At 59.8% G+C, this 20662-nt stretch carries 16 protein-coding genes; 3 read left to right on the top strand and 13 right to left on the bottom strand.

The window, feature by feature from the left end; genetic code table 11:
- Nucleotides 1–53: 53 nt before the first annotated feature.
- The 12 genes from FHW81_RS15185 to FHW81_RS15130 all read right to left on the bottom strand — a co-directional run bounded on the left by FHW81_RS15185 (nt 54) and on the right by FHW81_RS15130 (nt 16978).
- Entirely contained in the window at nt 54–1298 is a 1245-nt protein-coding gene (locus tag FHW81_RS15185; RefSeq protein ID WP_031771993.1) for a sulfotransferase family protein, read from the bottom strand.
- Nucleotides 1299–3056 (bottom strand): glycosyltransferase family 4 protein, encoded by a 1758-nt coding sequence (locus tag FHW81_RS15180; protein ID WP_031771994.1) that lies wholly within the window; start codon nt 3054–3056, stop codon nt 1299–1301.
- On the bottom strand, nt 3053–4267 hold the full coding sequence (locus tag FHW81_RS15175; RefSeq protein ID WP_170869669.1) for a glycosyltransferase family 2 protein: 1215 nt from the start codon (nt 4265–4267) through the stop codon (nt 3053–3055). Before FHW81_RS15175 ends, FHW81_RS15180 begins: the two co-directional genes overlap by 4 nt.
- Nucleotides 4268–4272: 5 nt before the next feature.
- A complete protein-coding gene (locus tag FHW81_RS15170) occupies nt 4273–5757 on the bottom strand; it encodes a glycosyltransferase family 4 protein (RefSeq protein WP_023090713.1) in 1485 nt (494 codons plus the stop codon).
- Between the two features lie 96 nt (nt 5758–5853).
- Nucleotides 5854–6582 carry a glycosyltransferase family A protein gene (locus FHW81_RS15165; protein WP_106120581.1) on the bottom strand — a complete coding sequence of 243 codons (729 nt, stop codon included), beginning with the start codon at nt 6580–6582 and terminating at the stop codon, nt 5854–5856.
- Nucleotides 6583–6599: 17 nt separating this feature from the next.
- Nucleotides 6600–8156 carry a sulfotransferase gene (locus tag FHW81_RS15160; protein WP_031634569.1) on the bottom strand — a complete coding sequence of 519 codons (1557 nt, stop codon included), beginning with the start codon at nt 8154–8156 and terminating at the stop codon, nt 6600–6602.
- 146 nt (nt 8157–8302) lie between these two features.
- Nucleotides 8303–9571 carry an ABC transporter ATP-binding protein gene (locus FHW81_RS15155; protein ID WP_079278958.1) on the bottom strand — a complete coding sequence of 423 codons (1269 nt, stop codon included), beginning with the start codon at nt 9569–9571 and terminating at the stop codon, nt 8303–8305.
- 19 nt (nt 9572–9590) lie between these two features.
- Entirely contained in the window at nt 9591–10715 is a 1125-nt protein-coding gene (locus FHW81_RS15150) for a glycosyltransferase family 4 protein (protein ID WP_010895560.1), read from the bottom strand.
- Between the two features lie 23 nt (nt 10716–10738).
- Entirely contained in the window at nt 10739–11752 is a 1014-nt protein-coding gene (gene galE / locus FHW81_RS15145) for a UDP-glucose 4-epimerase GalE (protein WP_016263724.1), read from the bottom strand.
- Between the two features lie 147 nt (nt 11753–11899).
- A complete protein-coding gene (locus tag FHW81_RS15140) occupies nt 11900–13705 on the bottom strand; it encodes a hypothetical protein (protein ID WP_010895559.1) in 1806 nt (601 codons plus the stop codon).
- Between the two features lie 518 nt (nt 13706–14223).
- Entirely contained in the window at nt 14224–16503 is a 2280-nt protein-coding gene (locus FHW81_RS15135) for a type II secretion system protein GspD (RefSeq protein ID WP_106120580.1), read from the bottom strand.
- Complete coding sequence (locus FHW81_RS15130; RefSeq protein WP_019416290.1) at nt 16487–16978, bottom strand: hypothetical protein; 492 nt, start codon at nt 16976–16978, stop codon at nt 16487–16489. Before FHW81_RS15130 ends, FHW81_RS15135 begins: the two co-directional genes overlap by 17 nt.
- Before the next feature lie 509 nt (nt 16979–17487).
- Here FHW81_RS15130 and FHW81_RS15125 point away from each other — a divergent pair.
- The gene (locus tag FHW81_RS15125; RefSeq protein ID WP_003082647.1) at nt 17488–18342 is read left to right on the top strand and encodes a sulfurtransferase; all 855 of its coding nucleotides are present in this window, start codon (nt 17488–17490) and stop codon (nt 18340–18342) included.
- Nucleotides 18343–18363: 21 nt separating this feature from the next.
- On the opposite strand, the gene FHW81_RS15120 is transcribed toward FHW81_RS15125, so the two are convergent.
- Nucleotides 18364–19203, bottom strand: coding sequence for an alpha/beta hydrolase family protein (locus tag FHW81_RS15120; protein WP_003116035.1), 840 nt, complete (start codon nt 19201–19203; stop codon nt 18364–18366).
- Between the two features lie 111 nt (nt 19204–19314).
- Between FHW81_RS15120 and FHW81_RS15115 the strand changes: the two genes are divergently transcribed.
- Entirely contained in the window at nt 19315–19908 is a 594-nt protein-coding gene (locus FHW81_RS15115) for a TetR family transcriptional regulator (protein WP_003082643.1), read from the top strand.
- A gap of 221 nt (nt 19909–20129) precedes the next feature.
- On the top strand, nt 20130–20609 hold the full coding sequence (locus FHW81_RS15110; protein WP_003082640.1) for a hypothetical protein: 480 nt from the start codon (nt 20130–20132) through the stop codon (nt 20607–20609).
- Nucleotides 20610–20662: the final 53 nt, after the last annotated feature.

Raw genomic sequence — 20662 nt, 5'->3', positions numbered from 1 at the left:
GATGACTGGGCCTGGAGGCACGAACCGTCCGCAGCCCCACTTCCAGCTTGCGCTCAGGGGCACCCTGTCTCGCTGCCGAACAGACGGGACAGGTTTCGCAAGGGTTTCGTGAAACGCCAGAAGCGACTGTCCAATATAGCCAACAAACGGGCGTGAGTATCATCGCGATCTACCTGCGTGCGCCGTAGCAAGTTGTCCGTTTCGGCGAGATTGCGCTGAGCGGAAGCAAGCTCTTCGCGACACGCCGACAATCGCCGAGAAAGTTCCCGCATGGCTCGTTCGTTCTGTTCGATCCGAGCACCGGCCTCAAGCAAGCGATCTCTCAGTCCATCATTCAGTTGCCTCTGTGCGGTACAGCTCATGGCCAGGTCAGCCACCTGCTCGCTGAACCGCGTCATGCTCTCGTTGTGGGACGAAGCCGATTGCCAGAGTTGCCTGTCCAGTTCCCCCACGTACTCCAGCAACGGCATCGCTCTGCTGAATTCCCGCTCCAGGCCCTTCCACCCTTCGATGTCGAACCGGTCCACGGCAAGCTGCTGCAGTGCCTCGTGCACCTCGAGCAGCGCCTGAAAGCTTCCCGCTGCGGCAGCCAACGCGCTCGCATCATGGGATGAGTGACGCAATTCGACATCCAGGACATCACCGACGAAGCGGGCGCAAGCCGACTCGTCCACCGGCAAGGAAAGTCGATGGCCAATACGGCCCAGTTCCTGTCGCGGCAGAGCCAGCAATCGATCGTAGTCGACCACCACGGCCCCCTTGTGGAGCGCCCACTGCATCGAGCGACAGGAATGTTCGTACCAGAGCATCAGGCTCTTTTCCCGACTCAAGTGGTCACGGGCAGCAAGAGACTCCGCGACGCTAAGAGGATGGCGAGCCGCAATGACATAGTCGACCCATAGCCCCAATGCATCGAACGCGGCTTGCCAGATCGGCATCAGACGCGGCATACGCGGATCCTTGATACCCAGCAGCGCCTTGCCTGCCAGTAGCTCAGTCAAAAGCGCCATGGCCTGCTGGACGATCTCTTCGAATCGCTCGACGCCCAACACCCGGCGACTGGACAACCCGACGTCGCCCGACGAAAACCCGCACAGGGACAGGACTCTGTCATTGAAAGCCACCAGGCGGGCATCTTCCCAGTATCCCTTGGGGTTGTCCGGCCTGGGTGGGATCAGATTCTCGCCAAACTCGACCCCGAGCGCCTCGAGTCCGGCGGAAAGTACGCTCGTACCGGAGCGATGCATGCCGAGAATCACCACCACCCTGGGCGTCATGGATGAAACCTCCCTATTCATTCAGTGCTTCCTGATCTTTTGCCAAAGCGCCTTCGCCCCGAATGTGCGCAAGAAGAACACCCCCTTCGCGCATCGCTCCAGGAATCTTGAAAAACGGCCGTGCTTCTGGATATCCAGCCGGCAGCGCAATCCGTTTGCCAGTCGGTAGGACGCCCATTGCATGGACAGCCTGGCCGCCCCCAGGGCAGGCACCGGACTATCCGTGCAAACGCCGCATGGAGTCGAAACCGGCACGCGTTCCAGCAACCCCCGCAAACGCCGCTCGAAAAGAGACAAGGTGAATGCTTCGCGGATGCGGCGTGCGGAGTTCTGCCCCATCCGCCTCAGCATTTCCGGTTCGCGCATGAGGCTCTCGAGCCTAGCGGCGTAATCCCTGGCCTCTCGTTCGGCATCGCGCCGCGGAACAAGGAAGCCGCAGTGGGCAGAGACCAGTTCTGCGTGACCGCCGACATCGGCTGCGACTATGGCCATTCCGCACGCCATCGCCTCGTAGAGAACCAGTGCGATACCTTCGCCGGCCGATGGCAGGAAAAATATATCGGAGGCCTGGAACAACTCGCGCAACGCAGCCTCGTCCTGCCAGCCCAGCATCCGCACCCGCCCGGCCAAGCCATGGCGCCGGAGGTCGTTCCGCAGCTCCCCTGCCAGCTCGCCATCGCCCAGTACCAACGCGACGAAATCACTACCACGGCGCGCCAACTCGCCAAGGCTGGCGGCAAACAGCTCCGGTCGCTTCTGCGCGCAGAGCCGCCCCGCATAGGCGATCACTACGCACTGCGGAGCTATTCCCAGGCGCGCCCGGACCTTCGCGCGCGTCAGGCTGTCGGGTTTCCACGAGTCCACATCGGCGAACCAGTGCAACACCTCGACCTTGCTCGCCTCGACGCCACGGTCGAGCAGCCAGTGGCGCAGTTGCCCGGATACGACCCAGTGCCTGTCCAGCAAGGCAGTGCATCGAGCGGCTCTACCCGGATGGCCGCCATCGTCCCAGCCCTCCTCCATATGATTGAGGTCGACCACGGGCAGGCCCGGGTAGCGGGTCCGGACGTACCCCAGCACGTCATAGGCGAATGCAGAGTTGGAAAGCAGCATCAGGTCGGGTTGTCGACTGTCCACCAGATAGGCAAGGAAGGCGCAAGCTTTCTCGGCAGCCAGAAAGTCCGGAAGCACCCAGACATCCGCAGTGAGCGCGGTAAAACGATCCCGCCACCGATGCTCGGCCGCCAGGCTGGCGACCACCGTCAGCATCCAGCCCTCCCGGGCCAAGGCTCGAAGCATATCCAGATTGCAACGATCCGCTCCGCCTGGTTCAAGCCAGGGCGCCAGCAGTAACAGGCGCTTTCTCGGGGCATTAGGCAAGCCGGCCGACGAGCAAGGCTGCCTGCGCCCGTTCAGCCTTGCGCCAATACGGCCCTCGGGCAACGACCTGCGACTGACGAAGAGGTCGCCGCGTCGCGCATCTTCGCGGAGTTCGACCCACGGCAGGGTCGGTCGGGACAGCAGGAACCAGATCGCCTCTTCCAGAGCAGTCGCCCTCAGGGCTGCCGGTGCTCGCGGCAAGTACAGTACCGCCATCCCCTCTACCGGAAGACAGTCACTGTCCACTCCTGGGCAATGAATCCAGCGCCAGCGTTTCAGCGTCTGCGTCTCGAGAAATGCGGCGATTCGTTCGAGCTCCTCCACGCTGCAATCGCAGGCCGTGAGGATGGACAGCAACGGCACGGCATCGGCGACGGGACCTCGCGAAAGAACCTTCACCACGCCGTCCTGCCCACGGAAAACACCTTGGAGATTCCGCGGGTCCGCCTGAAGTTATCGATGAAAGCCGACCATTGCCGCTCGTGCAGCAGGTCGTCCAGCCAGTAGATGGCGCTCGCCCTCTCCAGCAGCCAGCCCGGGAGTTTTCGGCACCCACCGGCAATGACGAAAACCGTCGAGGACGCTGGCAGCTCATCGAATTGTCGACGCCATGCGTTCCAGTCCTCGGTGAGCGGCGCGTCGGCCACCACGGCTACCGCATCGGATATGACGGCGTTGTATTGGTCGGCGCGGGAGAGGTTGAGCAGAGGAGGATATGCCCAGCAGTCGTAATAGCCTTGCCGCTGCGCTCGAAGAAATGGACTCCCTCGATAGAAGCGAGGATGGCGAGTCCGCATGCGCTTGTAAGAACTCAAGGCATGACGTTTGCCGGTCTCCAGTCTGGAGCCGACCTGGCGGTGATAGAACAACAGGGGTTCCCTGATCAGCCTGCCTCGCACCCCACATCCGACCAGGGCGATCCAGAAATCCCAATCCTCGAACTGTGCCTCCCTGGCTTCGTCGAAACCTCCTACCGCCAGCCAGTTATCGCGATGAAAGATCGCGGAGACACAGAACGGATTGAAGTAACGCAACAGTCCGGGATGAAAGCCGGCGGAACGATGCAGCCGATGCTCCTCTCCCACCACCTGGACCCAGCTGTACGCCAGGCGGACGCCAGAGTTTCCCTCCAGCAAGACCAGGCACTTTTCCAAATAGGTGGACGCCAGCCAGTCATCCGCATCCAGGCAGCAGATATAACGCCCCCTCGCCCGCGCCACACCGGCATTCCGCGCGGCGGATGGCCCACGATTGGGCTGGCGCAGGATCGTCATGCCGGGCTCCTGGAGAGCCTCGAGGAGGCTCAGGGTCGAAGGGTCATCAGAACCATCGTCGACCAGAATGATCTCGAAGTCCTGGAAGCTCTGCCGAGCCAGGCTATCAAGCGCGCGCCTCAAATACCTCCCATGGTTGAAGCAGGGAATGACCACGCTCAGCAGGGGCTTTTGCGGATCCCACGGAGTGGCGTGCCCGGAATCCTGCCGGAGCGCCGAGGCCGAACCGATATCGAGGACAAGATGGACCAGGTGCCTTCCCTTCTCTCCCAGCCACGAACGAAAAGCAGGCGGTAGGGAAAATATCAAGCGCTGCAGAAAATGGGCCGACCTCACGCCCTTCACCTGGACACCGGTTCGGTTTCCATGGAGACCTCTTGCTCAGGCCGCACGCCCCCAGGCAGGTAGCCGGGTATGTTCCTGGCCGCATCCCTGAATGCGGCCCAGCCATGACGTCGCGTCAGCAACTCGCGGGCGCGTTTCACCCGTCTCGCCGTCTCCCCGGGATTGCCCAGCGCACTCCTGATTGCCCTTGCGAACTCGCCGGCATCGGCGTCAGCGCCGACCAGATAGCCCGTTTCGGTATTCAGGAACTCAGCGATACCCCCGACGTCGGGGGCGACTATGGGCAGCCCTGCAGCAGTGGCTTCGAGCAGGATGTTCGGCAAGCCGTCATAGCGAGAGGTATACAGCAACATCGCATATCGCCCCTGCCGAGCCAGGGCCTGGAAGGAGTCGTAACGCCCATGAAGCCTGACATTCGGCAGGCGTCGCAGCTTCCTCTGGGTTTCTCCCCTGCAAGCAGGATCGACCTCGCCGTGGACTTCGAACAGGTATTCGGGAAGCGCCAGGGCAATCTCGTAGAGCAGGTCCGGCCTTTTCTGCGGCGAGATACGGCTGGCCCAAAGAATCGTCGAGCCTGCGGTCGGAATCGCCTCTGCATGGTCGCTGGCGGGAAAGTAGAGCCCATGCATGAGCTCCGGCGGAATGCCGTCCCGCTCGTGAATCTGTTGGAGGAAGGTCCGGTTATCCGAAAGCAGGCCCGCCAGGTGCATCCAGGACCGTGGGAGGAACTCGCTGGCATAGCCGCAGCGAACCGCATTGCCGTCCAGGTCGTCGCAAAAGACGCTGGCGTAAATCCGCTTACCCTCGAACGTCAACGTCTTGCCATGCCGCTCGAGCAGTTCCCAGGCCAGTTGCGAGTTGATGATGTGGATACTCCTGGCAGGACATTGCAGCAAAAGGCGCAGCAGTACCAGGCGCCGGTCCTCCTCGCCAAGCAGATTGCCCAGGCGTCCGAACTCCACCACCCGAACCTCCGCCGGAAGCCGGTTGAGCCAGGGAGACACCACATCCCGCGTGACCACTACCGTCACCTTCACGCCCATCTCGGCGCATAACCGCACATGATGCAGGATTCCCAGGTCAGCGCCACCACGCTGCAAATGCGGGACGAGGAAGACCATATCCGGCGCATATTCGATGAAGTCCGCCAGACATCCCCGGTACAGTTGCGCCGGTCCGTTATCTATCGGGGCCTTCCAGGAAGTGTAAACGCGCAGCTTCGCCGCCGTGGGATACAGGGCAGGCTCGATCCGGGCCAACGCCTTCATTTCGTCGACTATCCATGGCGGCAGCGCCATCGGAGAGGGTGACGGTACGACGACTGCCTCCTTGAGCAACCAGCCCTTCAAACGGTCGCAGACCAGTATGAAGCGCTGTAGTTGGCGCTCGGAGAGCACCCGCCGCAACGATCCAAGAATAGGTGGATAGGCTGTGCGAGCGAAGCTGGCCGCACGAGCTTTCAGTCTGCCGTTCAGGCTCATCAGGAAAGTTCCACTTGGTAGAAGTGCTGGATGCTCGGCTCATCGATGCGGGGCTGCCGCGGCAGGCATGTGCCTCCCCGGCCCCGGAGAAGCCGGCTAATGATCGAAACACCGTCCATCGAAGAATCGTCCCGGGCGAACCACTGCGTTCAGCGTGCCCATGATGGCCAACATCGATGCTTCCTGGCGGCGATAGAACAGGCAGGTGCCGCTAGCCAGGGTGTGCTTCCGACCGGACGCAATCACCTCGAGATTCCAATGCCAATCTTCATAACCGAAGCCGGATTTCCCGACTCGGGTCTCCAGGTATGGAAGCTCCTGGAATACGGCTTTCTCGGCTACGGCAACGGAGACCCATGGGTGATGCTTGAAGCAACTTTCCACGGGATAGTCTTCGCTCAGTTGATCTACCGAACGCCCCAGCAAATGGCAGGCTCCATGGCTCACCGTGTACTCGGGATGGACCACGACACCATTGCCCTTCTCGGATACCACCTGCAGGGCTTCGACCAACCAGTTCGCCGAGCAGTAGTCGTCGCCATCCAACACCCCCACCGTGGACGCATCCGCGCTATCGATCCCGGAGTTCCGGGAAAGCCCGAGATCGCCATGCTCGACCTGAAGGACCTTGTCGCCCTCGCGTAGGACCGGATGCTGCCTGACGATTCGCCGAGTCGTTTGCGAGGCGCGGTCGAGCACCGCCACCAACTGCACGGAAACCCCATGGTGCGACGCGAATTCACGCATGCGTTGAAAACCCAGCAGGCTCCAATGCGCCAGCACGTCTTCCGCATGGAAATTCATGATTAAACTGATATCCGGCATAAGGCGTTCTCCCGGTTCTACAAGACGTAGTGGAATCGCTCGGCAACGTCGCAGACTATGTTGGCAACCAGCTCCTGCTCGTCCGGCGCCAGCCCCTTGCTCCACACCGCAGGCTCGTCGAAAGGCAAGGGGCGGTTGTTTCGCAGAGCGGCCAAGGTCGTTTGCGGCGCCTCGACGAAATCCTCGTAGCGCAACAACTGGACGTAATCCCCGGCGTCCTCCAGTTGCAGTGCCAGGTAACGCCACCACAGAGCACGCCGGACAGCTAGGTGGTCGGTATCGGCAATGGCCAGCAGTGCCTTGCGCTGCCATCCCGTGAGGGCCAGGTCATCGGGACATCCGAACGGCTGGCGTTCGACGGCAGCCTGGCGCAGGTGCTCGAAGGTGTTCGCCCAGGAGTTCAGGCTGTCGTAGGGATGACGGATGGTTGCGATCAGCAACGCCGTCGGCATGACCTTGCGAATCAGGGGCAGCCGGGCGATATAGGCAAGCGTGTTCTTCGTTCCCAGGTGAAACGAAGCCCCCCGCACCTCAGCGAAATAGTCGCTGGACTGATCGTTGCCCCTGGCAGTGTCGTCGACCAGGCGGCCATTCACATGCTTGTTCGGCACGGGCCTGCCCGCCAGGATGTCGCGACGTAACTCTGCGTAGTAGCGTGGCAGTCCCCAAGGAAGAGGCGAGAGTTTCAGCGCTTCGAATACCTGAGGAGGTTCATTGAGCACCACGGTGTCGGGCTGCTGGGAGAGCAGACGGCATAGATGGCTGGTTCCGCTCCGGGGAATCCCGGTGATCACCAGGTCCTGTCCGGCCTCGACAGTGCCGGTGGAATCACCTTCCGAAAAAGCCAGCCGAGGTGCAGGAGCCAGGATCGCCTTCTTCCAGTTGGCATCCAGCGCAAGCACTTCGCGCAGCTCAGGGAAACGCTTGGCCAGTTCGTCCAGTTCGGCCCATAGCGAACGCTCGCTGACAAGTGTGTCGAGAGAATGGTAGTGGCAGAAGAAGGGTGGTAGGGACGCAGCGGATAGCGGCTTGATATGAAGCGGATAATTGAACCGTTCGCTGAGCGCTCTCGTCTTGTAGTTCAACGCGTGCAGAGCGACGGGTAGCGTCAGCTGGTCCAGCCAGGGCATCTTGTTGGTGATCAGCGGATCCGCATGGACGCGTTCGGCGAGCCTGTACCAGACTTCGGCGAAACGCCTGGCATCACGTACCAGGATAAAGCCAGCGTTATAGTACGCAGGCATCGCTTCCCCGGAACAAGTGGTCACTACCCGATCTCCAGGCAATGCCGATCCCGCATGGGCGTATATGCGTTCCCAGTAATCGTTCTGTTTTGCCACCAATGCCATATCGGCAGGTTTGAGTGCCGCATCGAAACGACAAAGCATGTCAGCTTCGAATGCATCGACACAGATCATGTCACTGTCGAGAAACAACGTATGCCCAACAGCCGGCCCCAGCGCCAACGCCGCGAACTTGTTGCCTATTGGATACGCTGGCCCGAAAGGACTATCCATAGGCAAAAGAGGAATGCCCAAACGCTCATATAAGCGCCGGGATGCATCGCTTGGCACACCCCAGTCAGCCTTTCCCGATGGACATGCGGCAATGATATCCATGGAAAAGCCAAAGCGTTTGCGTAGAGAAGCCGCCAACACGGCAGACTTGATTTCCAGCTCGCCGGCGTGGACGACGAATACCATGGTCAAAGACGATGACTTCATTGGGTAGCCCGGGTCTCGCAGCAGAACGGAACCGGCTCGAATGCTCCATGCAGATTCACCACTGCATCGAAGCACTTGGGCGAATTGAAGACCCTGAATATCGCCGCATTGACCTTTTTATCCATGAGTTCGCAAACGGACTCCGACAAAGAGTTCTCCAGACGAAACGTCAAGGCGTATTCGCCGGCCTGCAAGTCGCAGTCGAAGCTGATACGTGTTCTCAAGCGTCCGTCAGGCTCGACATTCAGAGCCTTGCCCAGCAATAAATTGTTTATGCCATAGAGGTTGTAACCGCGCTGGTCACGGATAGTCAGGGTGATTTTTGGGTGCTCCGGGACGGGTAGGTCAAGTTGCACAAGTACCTCGACCCAGACACGTTCGCCCGAATCGAAGTAATCCCGGGCTTCGTCAAGTACACCCATGCGGATGGATAGAAACCTGCCCTGCCCATTTCCATATGCAATTACCGAGTTCCCGTGTTCGCCAGAAGCGATCAGGTTTCCTGAGCGGACTTCCGCCCGCTGTGTCTCTATACTGTCCCGCAGATAGAGTTCCGTGGCTGTTTCACAGTCGCCATCGAATATCACTCTACCTTTGGATAGATAGATCGCTCGACTACAATAACTCTTGATCAACTGTATATCGTGGGAGACCAGCAGGATGGTGATGCCTTTCAGCAGCAGTTCTTCAAGCCGGTTCAGGCATTTGAACTGAAACGCGGCGTCACCTACCGCCAGGGCCTCGTCCACGATCAGCACATCGGCATCGACATATGCCGCAATGGAGAAAGCCAAACGCACGAACATACCGCTCGAATATGTTCTAACCGGACGATCGATGAACTCACCGATATCGGCAAACTGGATTATCTCGTCGAGGCGTTCAGAAATCTCCTGCTCGCCCAATCCAAGAAGCATGGCATTGAAGATTATGTTTTCCCTGCCGGTGTACTCCATGTTGAAACCGGCCCCCAGCTCCAACAATGCCGCTACCCTTTCTGGGCGAACCACCTGTCCACTCGTAGGGCGCAAGGTACCCGCAAGTATCTGCAGCAAGGTGGACTTCCCGGAGCCGTTGCAGCCGATTACTCCAACAACCTCCCCAGGAAAAACCTGGAAACTCACATTCCGCAGAGCCCAGAATTCCGAATAAAATTTCTTTCTCTCACCCCAGATGGCCTGCAACATCCTTTGATGAGGAGCCCTGTAGACTCTAAAACCCTTGCTTATATCTACGGCCGCAAGTACCGGCGCATTACCCTTCATACAACTCACAGCCAGATCCCTACAACGCAGAAAGCATCGTATTGTTTATCCTGAAAACGTCATAGCGCTGTTCCGCCAGCGATCTACTGGCTTCTCCCATACGTGCGATGAGCGAAGGCGACTCGATGAACTTCAACATTGCCGCGGCTAAACTCTGCGGACTCTTGATCGGTACCAGAAATCCATTGAAACCATCCAGTACCGTTTCACGACATCCCGTCCAGTCAGTCGTTATCACAGGCTTCCCCAGGGACATGGCCTCCTGACTACTTCTCGGCACACCTTCTCTATAATAGGAGGGCAGCACGAATACACTCGTATTGGCCACCCATGCCTTGATGTCATGCACATGGCCAGGCCACTCCAACAAGCCTTCGGCTACCCACTGGTTCATTTCCTCCCGTGAAACCTTTCCTGGATTACTGTCGACGCCTCCCAAGACCAGAAAACGCGCGAGCGGACTACGTTTTCTAACGATTCTCGCGGCTTCCACAAAATCATAGATACCTTTCTCCTTGAGAAGACGAGCGACAAACACGAAAGTAATAGGCCGCAACACGGGAGAACTCGCGGCAAAATAATCAAGATCGACGCCTATACCCGGCAATATCAAGGCACGTCCCGTCTTGGCCAGCCGAGGGCTCACAAACAGGTCATAGTCATCCTGATTGAGCAGAAATACACGAGACGAGAACCGAAGGACCAACCTGATCGAACAGGTCACGACATGCCTAAGCAGCTTCCGTAGAAAATGGGTATAGCCTTCTTCCGAATAGATGAAACCAGCGCCTTCGATCATCGAATAGCGTAATCTGACGCCCGTCAAAAAAGCCGCGATACCACCGTAGATAACGGGCTTTATAAAGTAACTGAACACGGCATCGATCTTCAGCGCCCGCAGCTTGCAGATCAGGCTCAGGAGCGCGTGCAACTCCTGAAAGGGATTCATGCCCGCACGTTTCAAGCTGTAGGAAACCGGAATTGCTCCAAGCTCCGAAACTTGACGGCTTGTCACCTCGTCATAGTCTGGAGCGAAAGCGTAGACCTTCGCTCCTCGACGTACGACCTCACGAATGAAATCGCCACGAAAATTGTAGATTGAAAAAGCCTGATTGGAGATCAGCGCAAGGTTGCTAAAAGGCAACCCATCGACAACAGCGGCGTGATTCATGAATACCCACTCGGATTGGAAACCTGCCAGCGCCAGGCATCCGCAATCATGCATTCGAGGCCCAGCCCCGCCTTCCAGCCCAACTCTCGCTCCGCCTTGGAAACATCCGCCCAGCACTCGGCCACATCACCTGGGCGGCGACCGGACACCGTAAAGGGAATGCGCCTGCCAGAGACTCGCTCGAAAGCTTCGATGATCTGCAAGACCGAATAGCCGGTGCCCGTCCCAAGATTCCAAACGTGGTAGCCGTGCCCCTGCCGCAGGTACTCGAGCGCCCTGGTATGTCCTGCTGCCAGGTCGCAAACATGGATGTAGTCCCGGACTCCCGTCCCGTCGATAGTCGGATAGTCGCCGCCATGTACCGTCAACCGACTCAAACGTCCGACTGCAACCTGGGCGATATAGGGCAGCAGATTGTTTGGGGTACCGCATGGGTCCTCACCGATGAGGCCGCTTTCATGAGCACCGATGGGGTTGAAGTATCTGAGCACCGCGATGGACCAACGCGCATCGGAGCGAGCCAGGTCATCGAGCATGTGCTCGGCAGTCAGTTTTGTCCGGCCATAGGGACTGGCCACGCCTCCCACTTTCGAACTCTCGGATATAGGCAAGGTGCCAGGCATCTGATAGATCGTTGCGGAAGAACTGAAGACAATCTTGAATACCCCGACCCTCTGCATGGCGCGTAGCAGCGAAATAGTTCCCTGAACGTTGCTCTCGTAATACTCCAGCGGGTCATCAACGCTTTCTCCAACAGCTTTCAACCCCGCCAGATGAATGACCGCATCAACCTTCTCATCGATCAGCAGGCGCTCAACAAGAAGACTGTCTCTAATATCTCCCAGTACGAAGCCAACCGGATGCCCGGTTATTCTTTCCACTCGCTTTAGAGATTCCGAAGAACCGTTGACAAGATTATCCAGAACCACAACCTTGGCGCCTTGGCCTAAGAGTTCGACCAACACATGAGAGCCAATGAATCCTGCACCTCCTGTGACCAATACGCGCATCTCGCCTCACCTTGATACGTACAGAGCTGGGTTTTCAGGGGTAAGAACTCCCATCGAGCCCGTCTGTAACGCACTCTCTTTCTACTTACCCAGTGGAAAAGGAGGCGATCGAGGAGATCGCCTCCTTTGGCCTGCAGCTAAAGCGACTTAGTTGCGGTTGTTACCAGCCTTGTGGTTCTCCGAGGTGGACGAGCCATCTTCGTTGAAGTTGCCTTGGGTGGTGGAGGTCATGTTGGTGATGGTGCCATTGGCAGAGCGGATCAGGCCGAGCGCCTCGCAAGTTGGGAACTCGCCTTCCAGGACCAGACGTGCGCGACCGTTGGCACCGTTCCAGTTGGTGCCGTCGATACCGAAGGCCTTGGCTACTTCGGTTACGGTGTACACACCGGTTTCGTGCGCTTTCAGGGCGGTCTTCCCGCTCGAGTCGGTCAGGTAGGTGCTGCCAGTCGCCGGATAACGCTTACCGTTCTGGTCGAACAGTACCCCGCGCACCTTGCCGTCCCGACCATCGTCGCTGGTGTTGGTCAGACGAATGAAGAACTGGTCGGAAACATTGGAGCCAGGCAGATTGAACAGACTGGCGACGCAACTGTTCTTCCAGAACTCGTCGAGACGGTTGCCTGCAATGGTACGGTCGACATAGCGTACGTTCTCGAAGTCGACCTTCAGATCACCCACGTCGAAACGTTGCAGCGCCTGCATCGGCACGGTGCCGGAAGCCTTCACGCAGACGTTGTAGGTCTGGTTGATATTCGAGTTGTCGAACGATACCGGCAAAGTACCGTTGCCCTGCGCATCCACTACACCTTCGATGGCGGCAGAATTCCAGAGCTTGGCGGCAGACCCCGGATTGGCGGCAAAGGCGGAGCAGTTCCCGGTGGTCAGGCCGATGTCGCTGATCCCGTTGAAGTTACCCGACAGGGTGCTGGTCACCTTGTCGCCACCGGCGAAACCAAACACGGTTCGACCCGCCTCGTTGAGCACATCCGTATTGATGCCGAGCCGTACGGCGCCCAGACGCGCATAGTTGGCACCATAATAATCGGTGTTATCGCCACCGACGGACACCGTGGTATCGAAGGAGCGATCCTGATTGTTCAGGTTCAACGGATGCAGGACGCGATTCTGCCCATACTGGTTGGTGTTGAGAACGTCCCAGTAAACCGCGGGCAGCGAAGTGAAAATGGTCAGGGGCGGTGCAGAATCGTTATTCGCAGGGTTGCCGGCATCGGCGCCAGTGGTGGTATCGAACTGTGCGGAAACCGTGACCTGGAAACGCAATTCGTTCAGCGGGTCGTTCTGCAGGCTCACTTTCGGATTCCAGGATCCAGCCACGAAGGTGGCATCGCCCTGAAGCGGAGCGCGCATGTTGGTGACCTTGGCAGGCTGGCTGTCCTGGCTGCTCGGCTCGCGGAAGTTGAAGAACACCACGTTGCCGCCGGTCGCGGTCTGCTTGATCATGTCGGCACCCGCCTGGTCGAGGCGCAGCTCAAGCGTGTTGTCGGTGGCGCCAGTGCCGCTGGTGATGACGAAGCCGCTACCCGCAGCCAGGGCGCCGATCTTGATCTGGTTGGCGGTCACGGCCTTGGCGAAGCGCACGACGGTACGACCAAGGGTCAGCTTGATGGTGTGGCCCGCAGCGGCATTTCCAGCCTTCACTGGATCGATGGTGTAGGTAACGCTGGGTAGGTCAAAGGTAGTTTCTTCGGACTTGTTGCCGAAAATCTCCTGAGCCAGGGTGATGTTGGCCGCCTTGCTGTCGAGGTTGGCACCATTTTCCACACTCTTGCCGACGACATAGTTGGCCTGTCCTGGCCCGTACTGCTCGGTTGCACCAGGCGAGTTCGCCTCCAGAGTGGGGCTTGTGGCAATAGCAACCACTCCGGCAGCGTTCGCGACTCCAGCAAACAGTGCCGAAGCTACAGCGGCGCTGAGTAGTGTTCTTTTGAGCATGAGAAAATAACTCCTTGAAGCGTTTATATTGAGCATTCCAGTCAAGTGTCCATCTTTGGACGACACGCTAATGATCATGTATCGGTAATCAACCAACACATCGACAGGCCTGACACCATGAATACTTCCAATCATTCCGGTGACACCGATCGAATTGACGCCCAGCCACTACCTGAAGTGGCCACACAGGCACCAACGGATGGCTTTATATAATTGCCAAAGCACCTCAGCAATAGCAAAAAGTGCGTTTTCACCTCTTCCTATTTAATAAATGAATTTTCCTACGGAAGAAGGTAAAAACAAAAACCGTAAATTAGAGAAAATTCTTAAGAATATCCAAGTGATCACGGATAAACGCTTCTAAAAACCGGGTCACACCCAGAAGTAAAAGGCTACTTCTGAGCATTTAGAAAGAAGATTCGCAATAGATTTTTATGGATGGATACGGCCCGGAAAGTTCCAGGCCTATCGGGGATCACGACGAGAGTCGTCTAGATGAGTGTTGCAGGCGACCGACCTCATTCCATACGGCAGGCGCCCGGTCTATCGGAGCAGGCCAGTGTCTTGCTCAGCATGCCGCGCAGCTTTTCCGTCACTTCCCTGGCATCGGCATCACTTTCCAGCACGTAAGGCTGGATCAACATGATGACTTCTTCACGGGTCTTCACGGCTTTCTGGCGTCCGAAGAGGAAACCGATCCCGGGAATGTCCTTCAGGAGAGGCACGCCAGCGTTGGAGTCCGTTATGTTGTCCCGAATCAGCCCCCCCATCAGCACCGACCCACCGCTTTTCAACGTAAGCGATGTTTCCAGCGACGTCCTGGAAATCTCCGGAGCGCTGATTCCTCCTCCACTGGCCTTGCCACCGCCGCCGGAAGAACCGCCACTGTCGCTCAACTCCTGGCTGACCGTAAGATCGACCCGACTATCCGAGTAGACTACGGGGGCGACATTCAGAATTGTGCCGGTAGAGCGGTAGGCAATTTCATTGCGCAGGTTGGTGCTTCCAGCAGTGGTGCTGTCGTCATTGACCTGGGCCGTTGGGATAGGAATATCCCGACCGACATTGATGTTGGCCTGCTCGCCGCTCTTGACCAAGATACGGGGAGTGGCGAGTACCCGGACTCGTTGATTGTCCGCCATTGCCTGGATGGCTGCGGTATTGCCTCCGGCGGTGTTGATGACGTAGTTGAAACCTCCTTTCCCGGCGCTGCCCTTGCTTCCGGTCGAGGTCGCGCTATTGAAGCTGCCGTTGAGCATCTCCCACTCCACGCCCAACTCCTGGGTGTCGCTGAGACTTACGCTGGCCACCGTCACCTCGATCAATACCTGGCGGGCCGGCTTGTCCATTTCCCGGAGCAAGCCCTGCATCTGCTGCCAGGTACGCGCCGCTCCTCGGAACAAGATGGCGTTTCGATTCTCGTCCTCCACTATGGTGCCGCTGCCGCTGATACCGGCCGCCAAGCCACCGAGCAAACCGTTAGCACCATCGCCCCCCACCAACGCGGCGGCACCTGCGGCTTGCAGCAAGGGAGCCACCGCCGGCGCCGCACCATCGTCTCCGGCGCGCCTGCCACCGCCAGATCGCTTGGAAGCGCTGCTTTGCAGTCCGGAGGTGATCCCGTAGGCACCCTCCCCGGCGAACCCCGATACCAATGCCCGCAACGACTTGGCCAGTTCGGTGACACGGGTATTGCGAGCTTCGTAGAAGAACAGTCCTTCCTTCTCCTCGCCGATACCTGCGGCAACCGCCATCGGAGCCCTGTCGACCTGCTGCGCCCACTCGCGCACCAAGTCGAGAAGTTGGCCATCGTTGGCGAAGACGATGAGGCCATTGGAACTTTCCAGCGGTACCAGCATTATGCTGCCGACCGCTTCGCCGATACCGACGCTGTATCCTTGCGCCGCAATCACGGTCTTGAGTTGACTGGCCATGTCGGCAGCACTGACGAAGGCCGGATCGATACGCAGGCTGTGACGTCCACGCATGAAAGGTTGATCGAGAAGGCGGACGGCTTCGGTGGCCTGGTTGACGATGGAAGACATGCCCTTGAGCATCAAGCCACTCCGCGCACCATCGGCCATCACGCTCAGGCCGGATTTTTCGTAGGCGCTGTTCAACCAGGGAATCACATCCTTGGGGTCGACGCTGTGCAACGCCACGAATTGAAATACCGGCCGATAGGCAATCGGCACGCTAGGCCGTGCTTCGCCACTGATGAGAATGGGCGGCTCGTCCGGGCTGAGCCCTACCTGCTTGACCTGGAAGCGATAGATATCGCCTTGGTGGAGTATCTCCACGCCGTAGTTGACGAGCACCTGGCGCGCGACTTCGTAAACCATCTGTGCAGTCTGCGGCTGTTCCAAACGAACGGTCACGCGATCAGTCTTTTCCTTCAGAGCGCTTTCGATCTCAAACGGCAAACCGAGGATGTTGCCGAATACCTCGTTGATGAATGCGGCAAGCTGTACGTCCTCCACGTTCAGACTGATGTCAGCCTTCTTGTCGTCGAGGATCACCTTGTCCATTCGATCGACTACACCGCCTACGATCGACCGAGGCGATGTGGGCGTGCCACTGAACTCCGTCTTCGGAACAGCCAACGATGCCGGAGCTTTCTTTCCGTCGTCGCTCACCAGGGCTACGCCCTCGGTTGCCTTGGCTTTTTCCGACTTCGCGAGCAATGGTTCGGGAAACTGCAATGGGGAAGTACTGCAACCTGCCAATAGGGCCAGACAGACGACAACGGACAACGGGTGGCGCAAGAAGGCAAAGCTCGGCCTATGGCAAGGGTGCATACAGTTTCCTTTCAAAACCCTGGGTGTTCCCGTCCTGCGAGAACGAGAAGCGGATTCCTTGTTCAGTGATGCTCTCCAGACGCTCGCCGCCAGGCAGAGTGGCGCCCGCCGCAAAACGCCGCAGAGGCCCCTCGGCGCTTTTGGCAACAAGGGCGAAGATGCCGCCCTCATCGCGGACAATGCCGCGTAGCAGCCAATCGACCTTGATTAGCGCCACTCCATCCACGCCCACCGAAACCCGCTTCGATTCAGCTTCGCGCTCCTCGTCCACGGTTCTCCCCCACCACGACATTCCAGCCAACTTGCCGGCAACCGTCGTATCAACCGCAACGGACGGAACTTCCGCCAGAACCCACTTCCGGTCTTCAGGAGTGGGCAAGGCGGAAAGATCGGCACTCGGAGCAAAGACAAGTCCGGCAAAGATGGAAGCGACGAGAAGCAGAAGATTCCAGCGAGCAAAGGCATGAGGCGTCATTGGGTTTGCAAATGGCAGGGTGGAAAGCGATGAGTTGAAGATGCGGGAAGTGTGGCATTTATAGAAAATTGAAAATCCTGAGTTAGAAGTAAGAAAACTCCCAACTTACAAGTCGTAAAACCCAACCATTTCGAGGACTCCATCGCCAGGCATGCAAGGTCCCAACCATTACGGCAGGCGGCCCGGGATGGATAGGCAAGCGGTGCGGTCGGGACAGAGGCGAAAAAAAGCCCGGCGCAAGCGTCGGGCCAAGCCAATCGGACAAGCGTCCCGAGGGATAGAACACAGGAGCGGGTATCTCGGAACGAGCCGATTCTGCATGTCTGGACAAATCCCCCGCTGCCGGGCGAGGCTGATGACCGAGTAGGAATCTTCCTCGCCTGGAGCCAGCCCTTTCCTTTCGCCATTTCTCCACCTCGCCGCGCGACGCCGGGATGACGCGACGCGGTCCAAGGGGCATGATCCACCCATTCGCCACCGGCTTTGCTTCCCGACCCAAGGAGTCCGCGATGTCGTCCGCCCAACTGCTAACCGCGCAACAACTGGCCGCCCGCCTCAGCGAACCCGACCTGCTGGTCCTCGACTGCCGTTTCGCCCTCGAAGACCCGGCCTACGGCGCCCGCGTCTATCAGGAAAACCACATTCCCGGCGCGCATTTCGCCGACCTCGAACGGGATCTTTCCGCTCCCGTGCGCAAGGGCGTGACCGGTCGCCATCCGCTGCCGGATCCCGCCGAGCTAGCGCTCAAGCTACAAGCCTGGGGCCTGCGCCAGGATAGCCAGGTGGTGCTCTACGACGACGGCCCCGGCGCATTCGCCGCCCGCGCCTGGTGGCTGTTGCATTGGCTGGGCAAGCGCGATGGGGTCTACCTCCTCGATGGCGGCCTGGCGGCCTGGAAGGCTGCGGGGCTGGCACTGACCAATGGCGAAAGCAGCCTTCGACCCGGCGATTTCCAGGGCCAGCCCGATGCCTCGCTGCTGATCGACGCCGCCACCCTCCAGGTCCAACTGGGCCAACCCGGACTGGCGCTGCTCGATGCTCGCGCGCAGCCGCGCTTCCGTGGCGAAGTCGAGCCCATAGATCCGGTCGCCGGGCACATTCCCGGTGCCCAGTGCGCCGCCTTCACCGACAACCTTGGCAGCGACGGCCGCTTCCTTCCGCCGGAACAATTGCACCAGCGGTTCTCCGCCCTGTTGCGCGGTCGCCCGGTGGACGAGCTGGTCGCCTACTGCGGCTCCGGCGTCACCGCCTGCCACAACCTGTTCGCCCTGAGCCTCGCCGGCTTCCCGCTTCCGCGCCTCTACGCCGGCTCGTGGAGCGAGTGGATCACCGACCCGCGCCGCCCGGTCGCCACCGGCGACTGACGCCATACGCTCGGACGCGGCTTACGCCGCGTCGGGCAGCTTCCTGAAGTAGTCGAGCAACTCCTTCTGCAACGCCTCGTTGCGGAACAGCCCGAAATGCCCGACTGCCCCCTCGGCCCGTCCCTTGCGACGCAACTCCAGGTGCGCCGCGGCATAGACCTGGTGAAGCTTTTCCGCCGCAGCCCACGGCACGTAGTCGTCGTCCTCGAACAGGAAGCTGGCGACGGGGATGTCCAGCGCCTCGTAACCCTGCCGCTGCAATCCGAAGCGCGGTGCCAGGAGGTAGTCCGGCTGCCGCACCCAGCGCGCCCAGTCGCGCATGAAATGACTCGGCATATCCAGGCTGCCGAGGCCGAAGAAACGACTGGGAAAGCGTCGGAGCAGTCCGGTCAGTAGCGGCACCGCCACGCAGAACAGGCCGAACATCTGCCAGCGTTGCCTGCCTCGCCAGCGCCTCCAGTACGGAAACGAACCGGCGACGAACGCGGCGCCGCTCAATCCGCTGGCCTGACCAGCCAGACCGAGCAACTGCGCGCCGATGCTGTGGCCGACGAAATAGCGCGGTAGCTCCGGCGCGCGCGCTCGGCACCAGGCCAGCGCCGCATCGATGTCCTCGCGTCCCCAGTCGGCCAGGCGATAGCTAGCCACGGCAGGGTCGTCGCCTTCGCTGCCGCGGTAGCTGAACAACAGCACCTCATAGCCGGAAGCCGCGGCCAGGACGGCGAAGCGCTGGTAGAAGGCGCGCCTGACGCCGAGCGCGCAGGCCACCACGATGCTCCCCTGCGCATCGCCGACGGCCGGGAAGTGGTCGCCGGCCAGGCGCACACCGTCACGGCAGGCGATCTCCACTGCGGTACTCATTCGCTCTCTCCTTTGCCGTGCGGGTTCGAGCAGCCGGGACGGACGCAATGCTCGACGGATCGCCAGGCGTGCTAGCATGAACATACCGACGGTATGTAAGAAGGCAGCAGTATGAATGTCAAGAGCAGGCAGCAGGAAAATGCCGAGGCGACCCGCGAGGCGCTGCTGGAAAGCGCCCTCTCCGCCTTCATCGAACATGGCTATGGCGGCGTCTCCATCGACGCCATCGCCCGCGAGGCGCGCGTGACCAAGGGCGCGTTCTACCACCACTTCGGCAGCAAGCAGGAACTGCTCGCCGAATGCTACGAACGCCAGGTACGGACGATCGCCGAGGACCTGGACAGGGTGCCGGCGCATGTCGACAAGTGGGCGGAGGCCGCCGCACTGGCCGAGGCCTTCATCGACAGCGTGATGGCGCGCGGCAAGCGGCAACTGTCGCTGCAGGAGGTGATCACGGTCGTCGGCTGGGAGCGATGGAAACGCATCGACTCGCGCCACACGCTGCGCTACGTCGGGCGCCTGGTGGACGAACTGGCGGCCAGTGGCGAACTCAAGGACTACCGCCGGGAAACCCTGGTCGGCCAGCTCTACGGCTTCCTTACCCAGGCCGCGATGAGTCTTCGCGATGCACGCAACAAGCGGCAAGCGGCCAATGAAGTGAAAGCCATCATCCGCGACTTCCTCTACAGCCTGCGCAGGGGCTGAGAATGCCGCCCAGCACAAGCGAAGCAAGGACGCGCCGGTTTAATTTCCAGCAGGCATATCAGTCGTTCTCTAAAGCTGGAAACAATTTAAAAACAGTCCTTTACAGCCGATTTGTTTCACTACACTTCAAATCAAGCGGCTAAGTCCGCTATCGGCGGGGCCATCGGAATAGAAGCTGCCAAACTGCCCGGCCCCGCCGATCCACCTTGCGCGAGGCCGTCATGGGTATTTCCGCCAACGATCTTTGCCAGCACGTGATACGCCCGACCCTGGACTACCTGTCCTGCCACAGCCCCGCCGCCGAAGCGCTGCTGCTGGGCGCGGCGGCCTGCCAGTCGGCGCTGGGGAGCGCCCTCGACGACCGCCGTGGCCACGGCCTGTACCGGATCGCCAGCGAACGCCACCAGCAGCTCTGGGACCAGTACCTGGCGCTGGACCCGGAGCGCGCCAGCCGGGTCCGCGGCCTGGCCAGCCAGCATGCCTTCCTCGCCGCGCCGCACCTGGAACTGACGGTGAACCTGCGCTACAGCACGGCCATCGCCTGGTCGCTGGTGGAAGCCGCGCGACTGCCACTGCCCGACCAGCACGACCACCTCGCCCAGGCTCGCGTGTGGCGCCAGGTATTCCAGCCGCACGGTCGCCTGCACGAGTTCATCGACGCCTGGCAACGCTGCATCGGCAGCCTCAGCCAGGTCGCCTGACGGCGAATGGAAAAATCCCGCGTCCGAAACAGACCAACCGGTCAGAAAATTTT

It is taken from the genome of Pseudomonas sp. RC10-4-2, assembly GCF_050433085.1.
GTDB classification, from domain to species: domain Bacteria; phylum Pseudomonadota; class Gammaproteobacteria; order Pseudomonadales; family Pseudomonadaceae; genus Pseudomonas; species Pseudomonas aeruginosa.
This window is presented reverse-complemented; position numbering and strand designations above follow the sequence as displayed.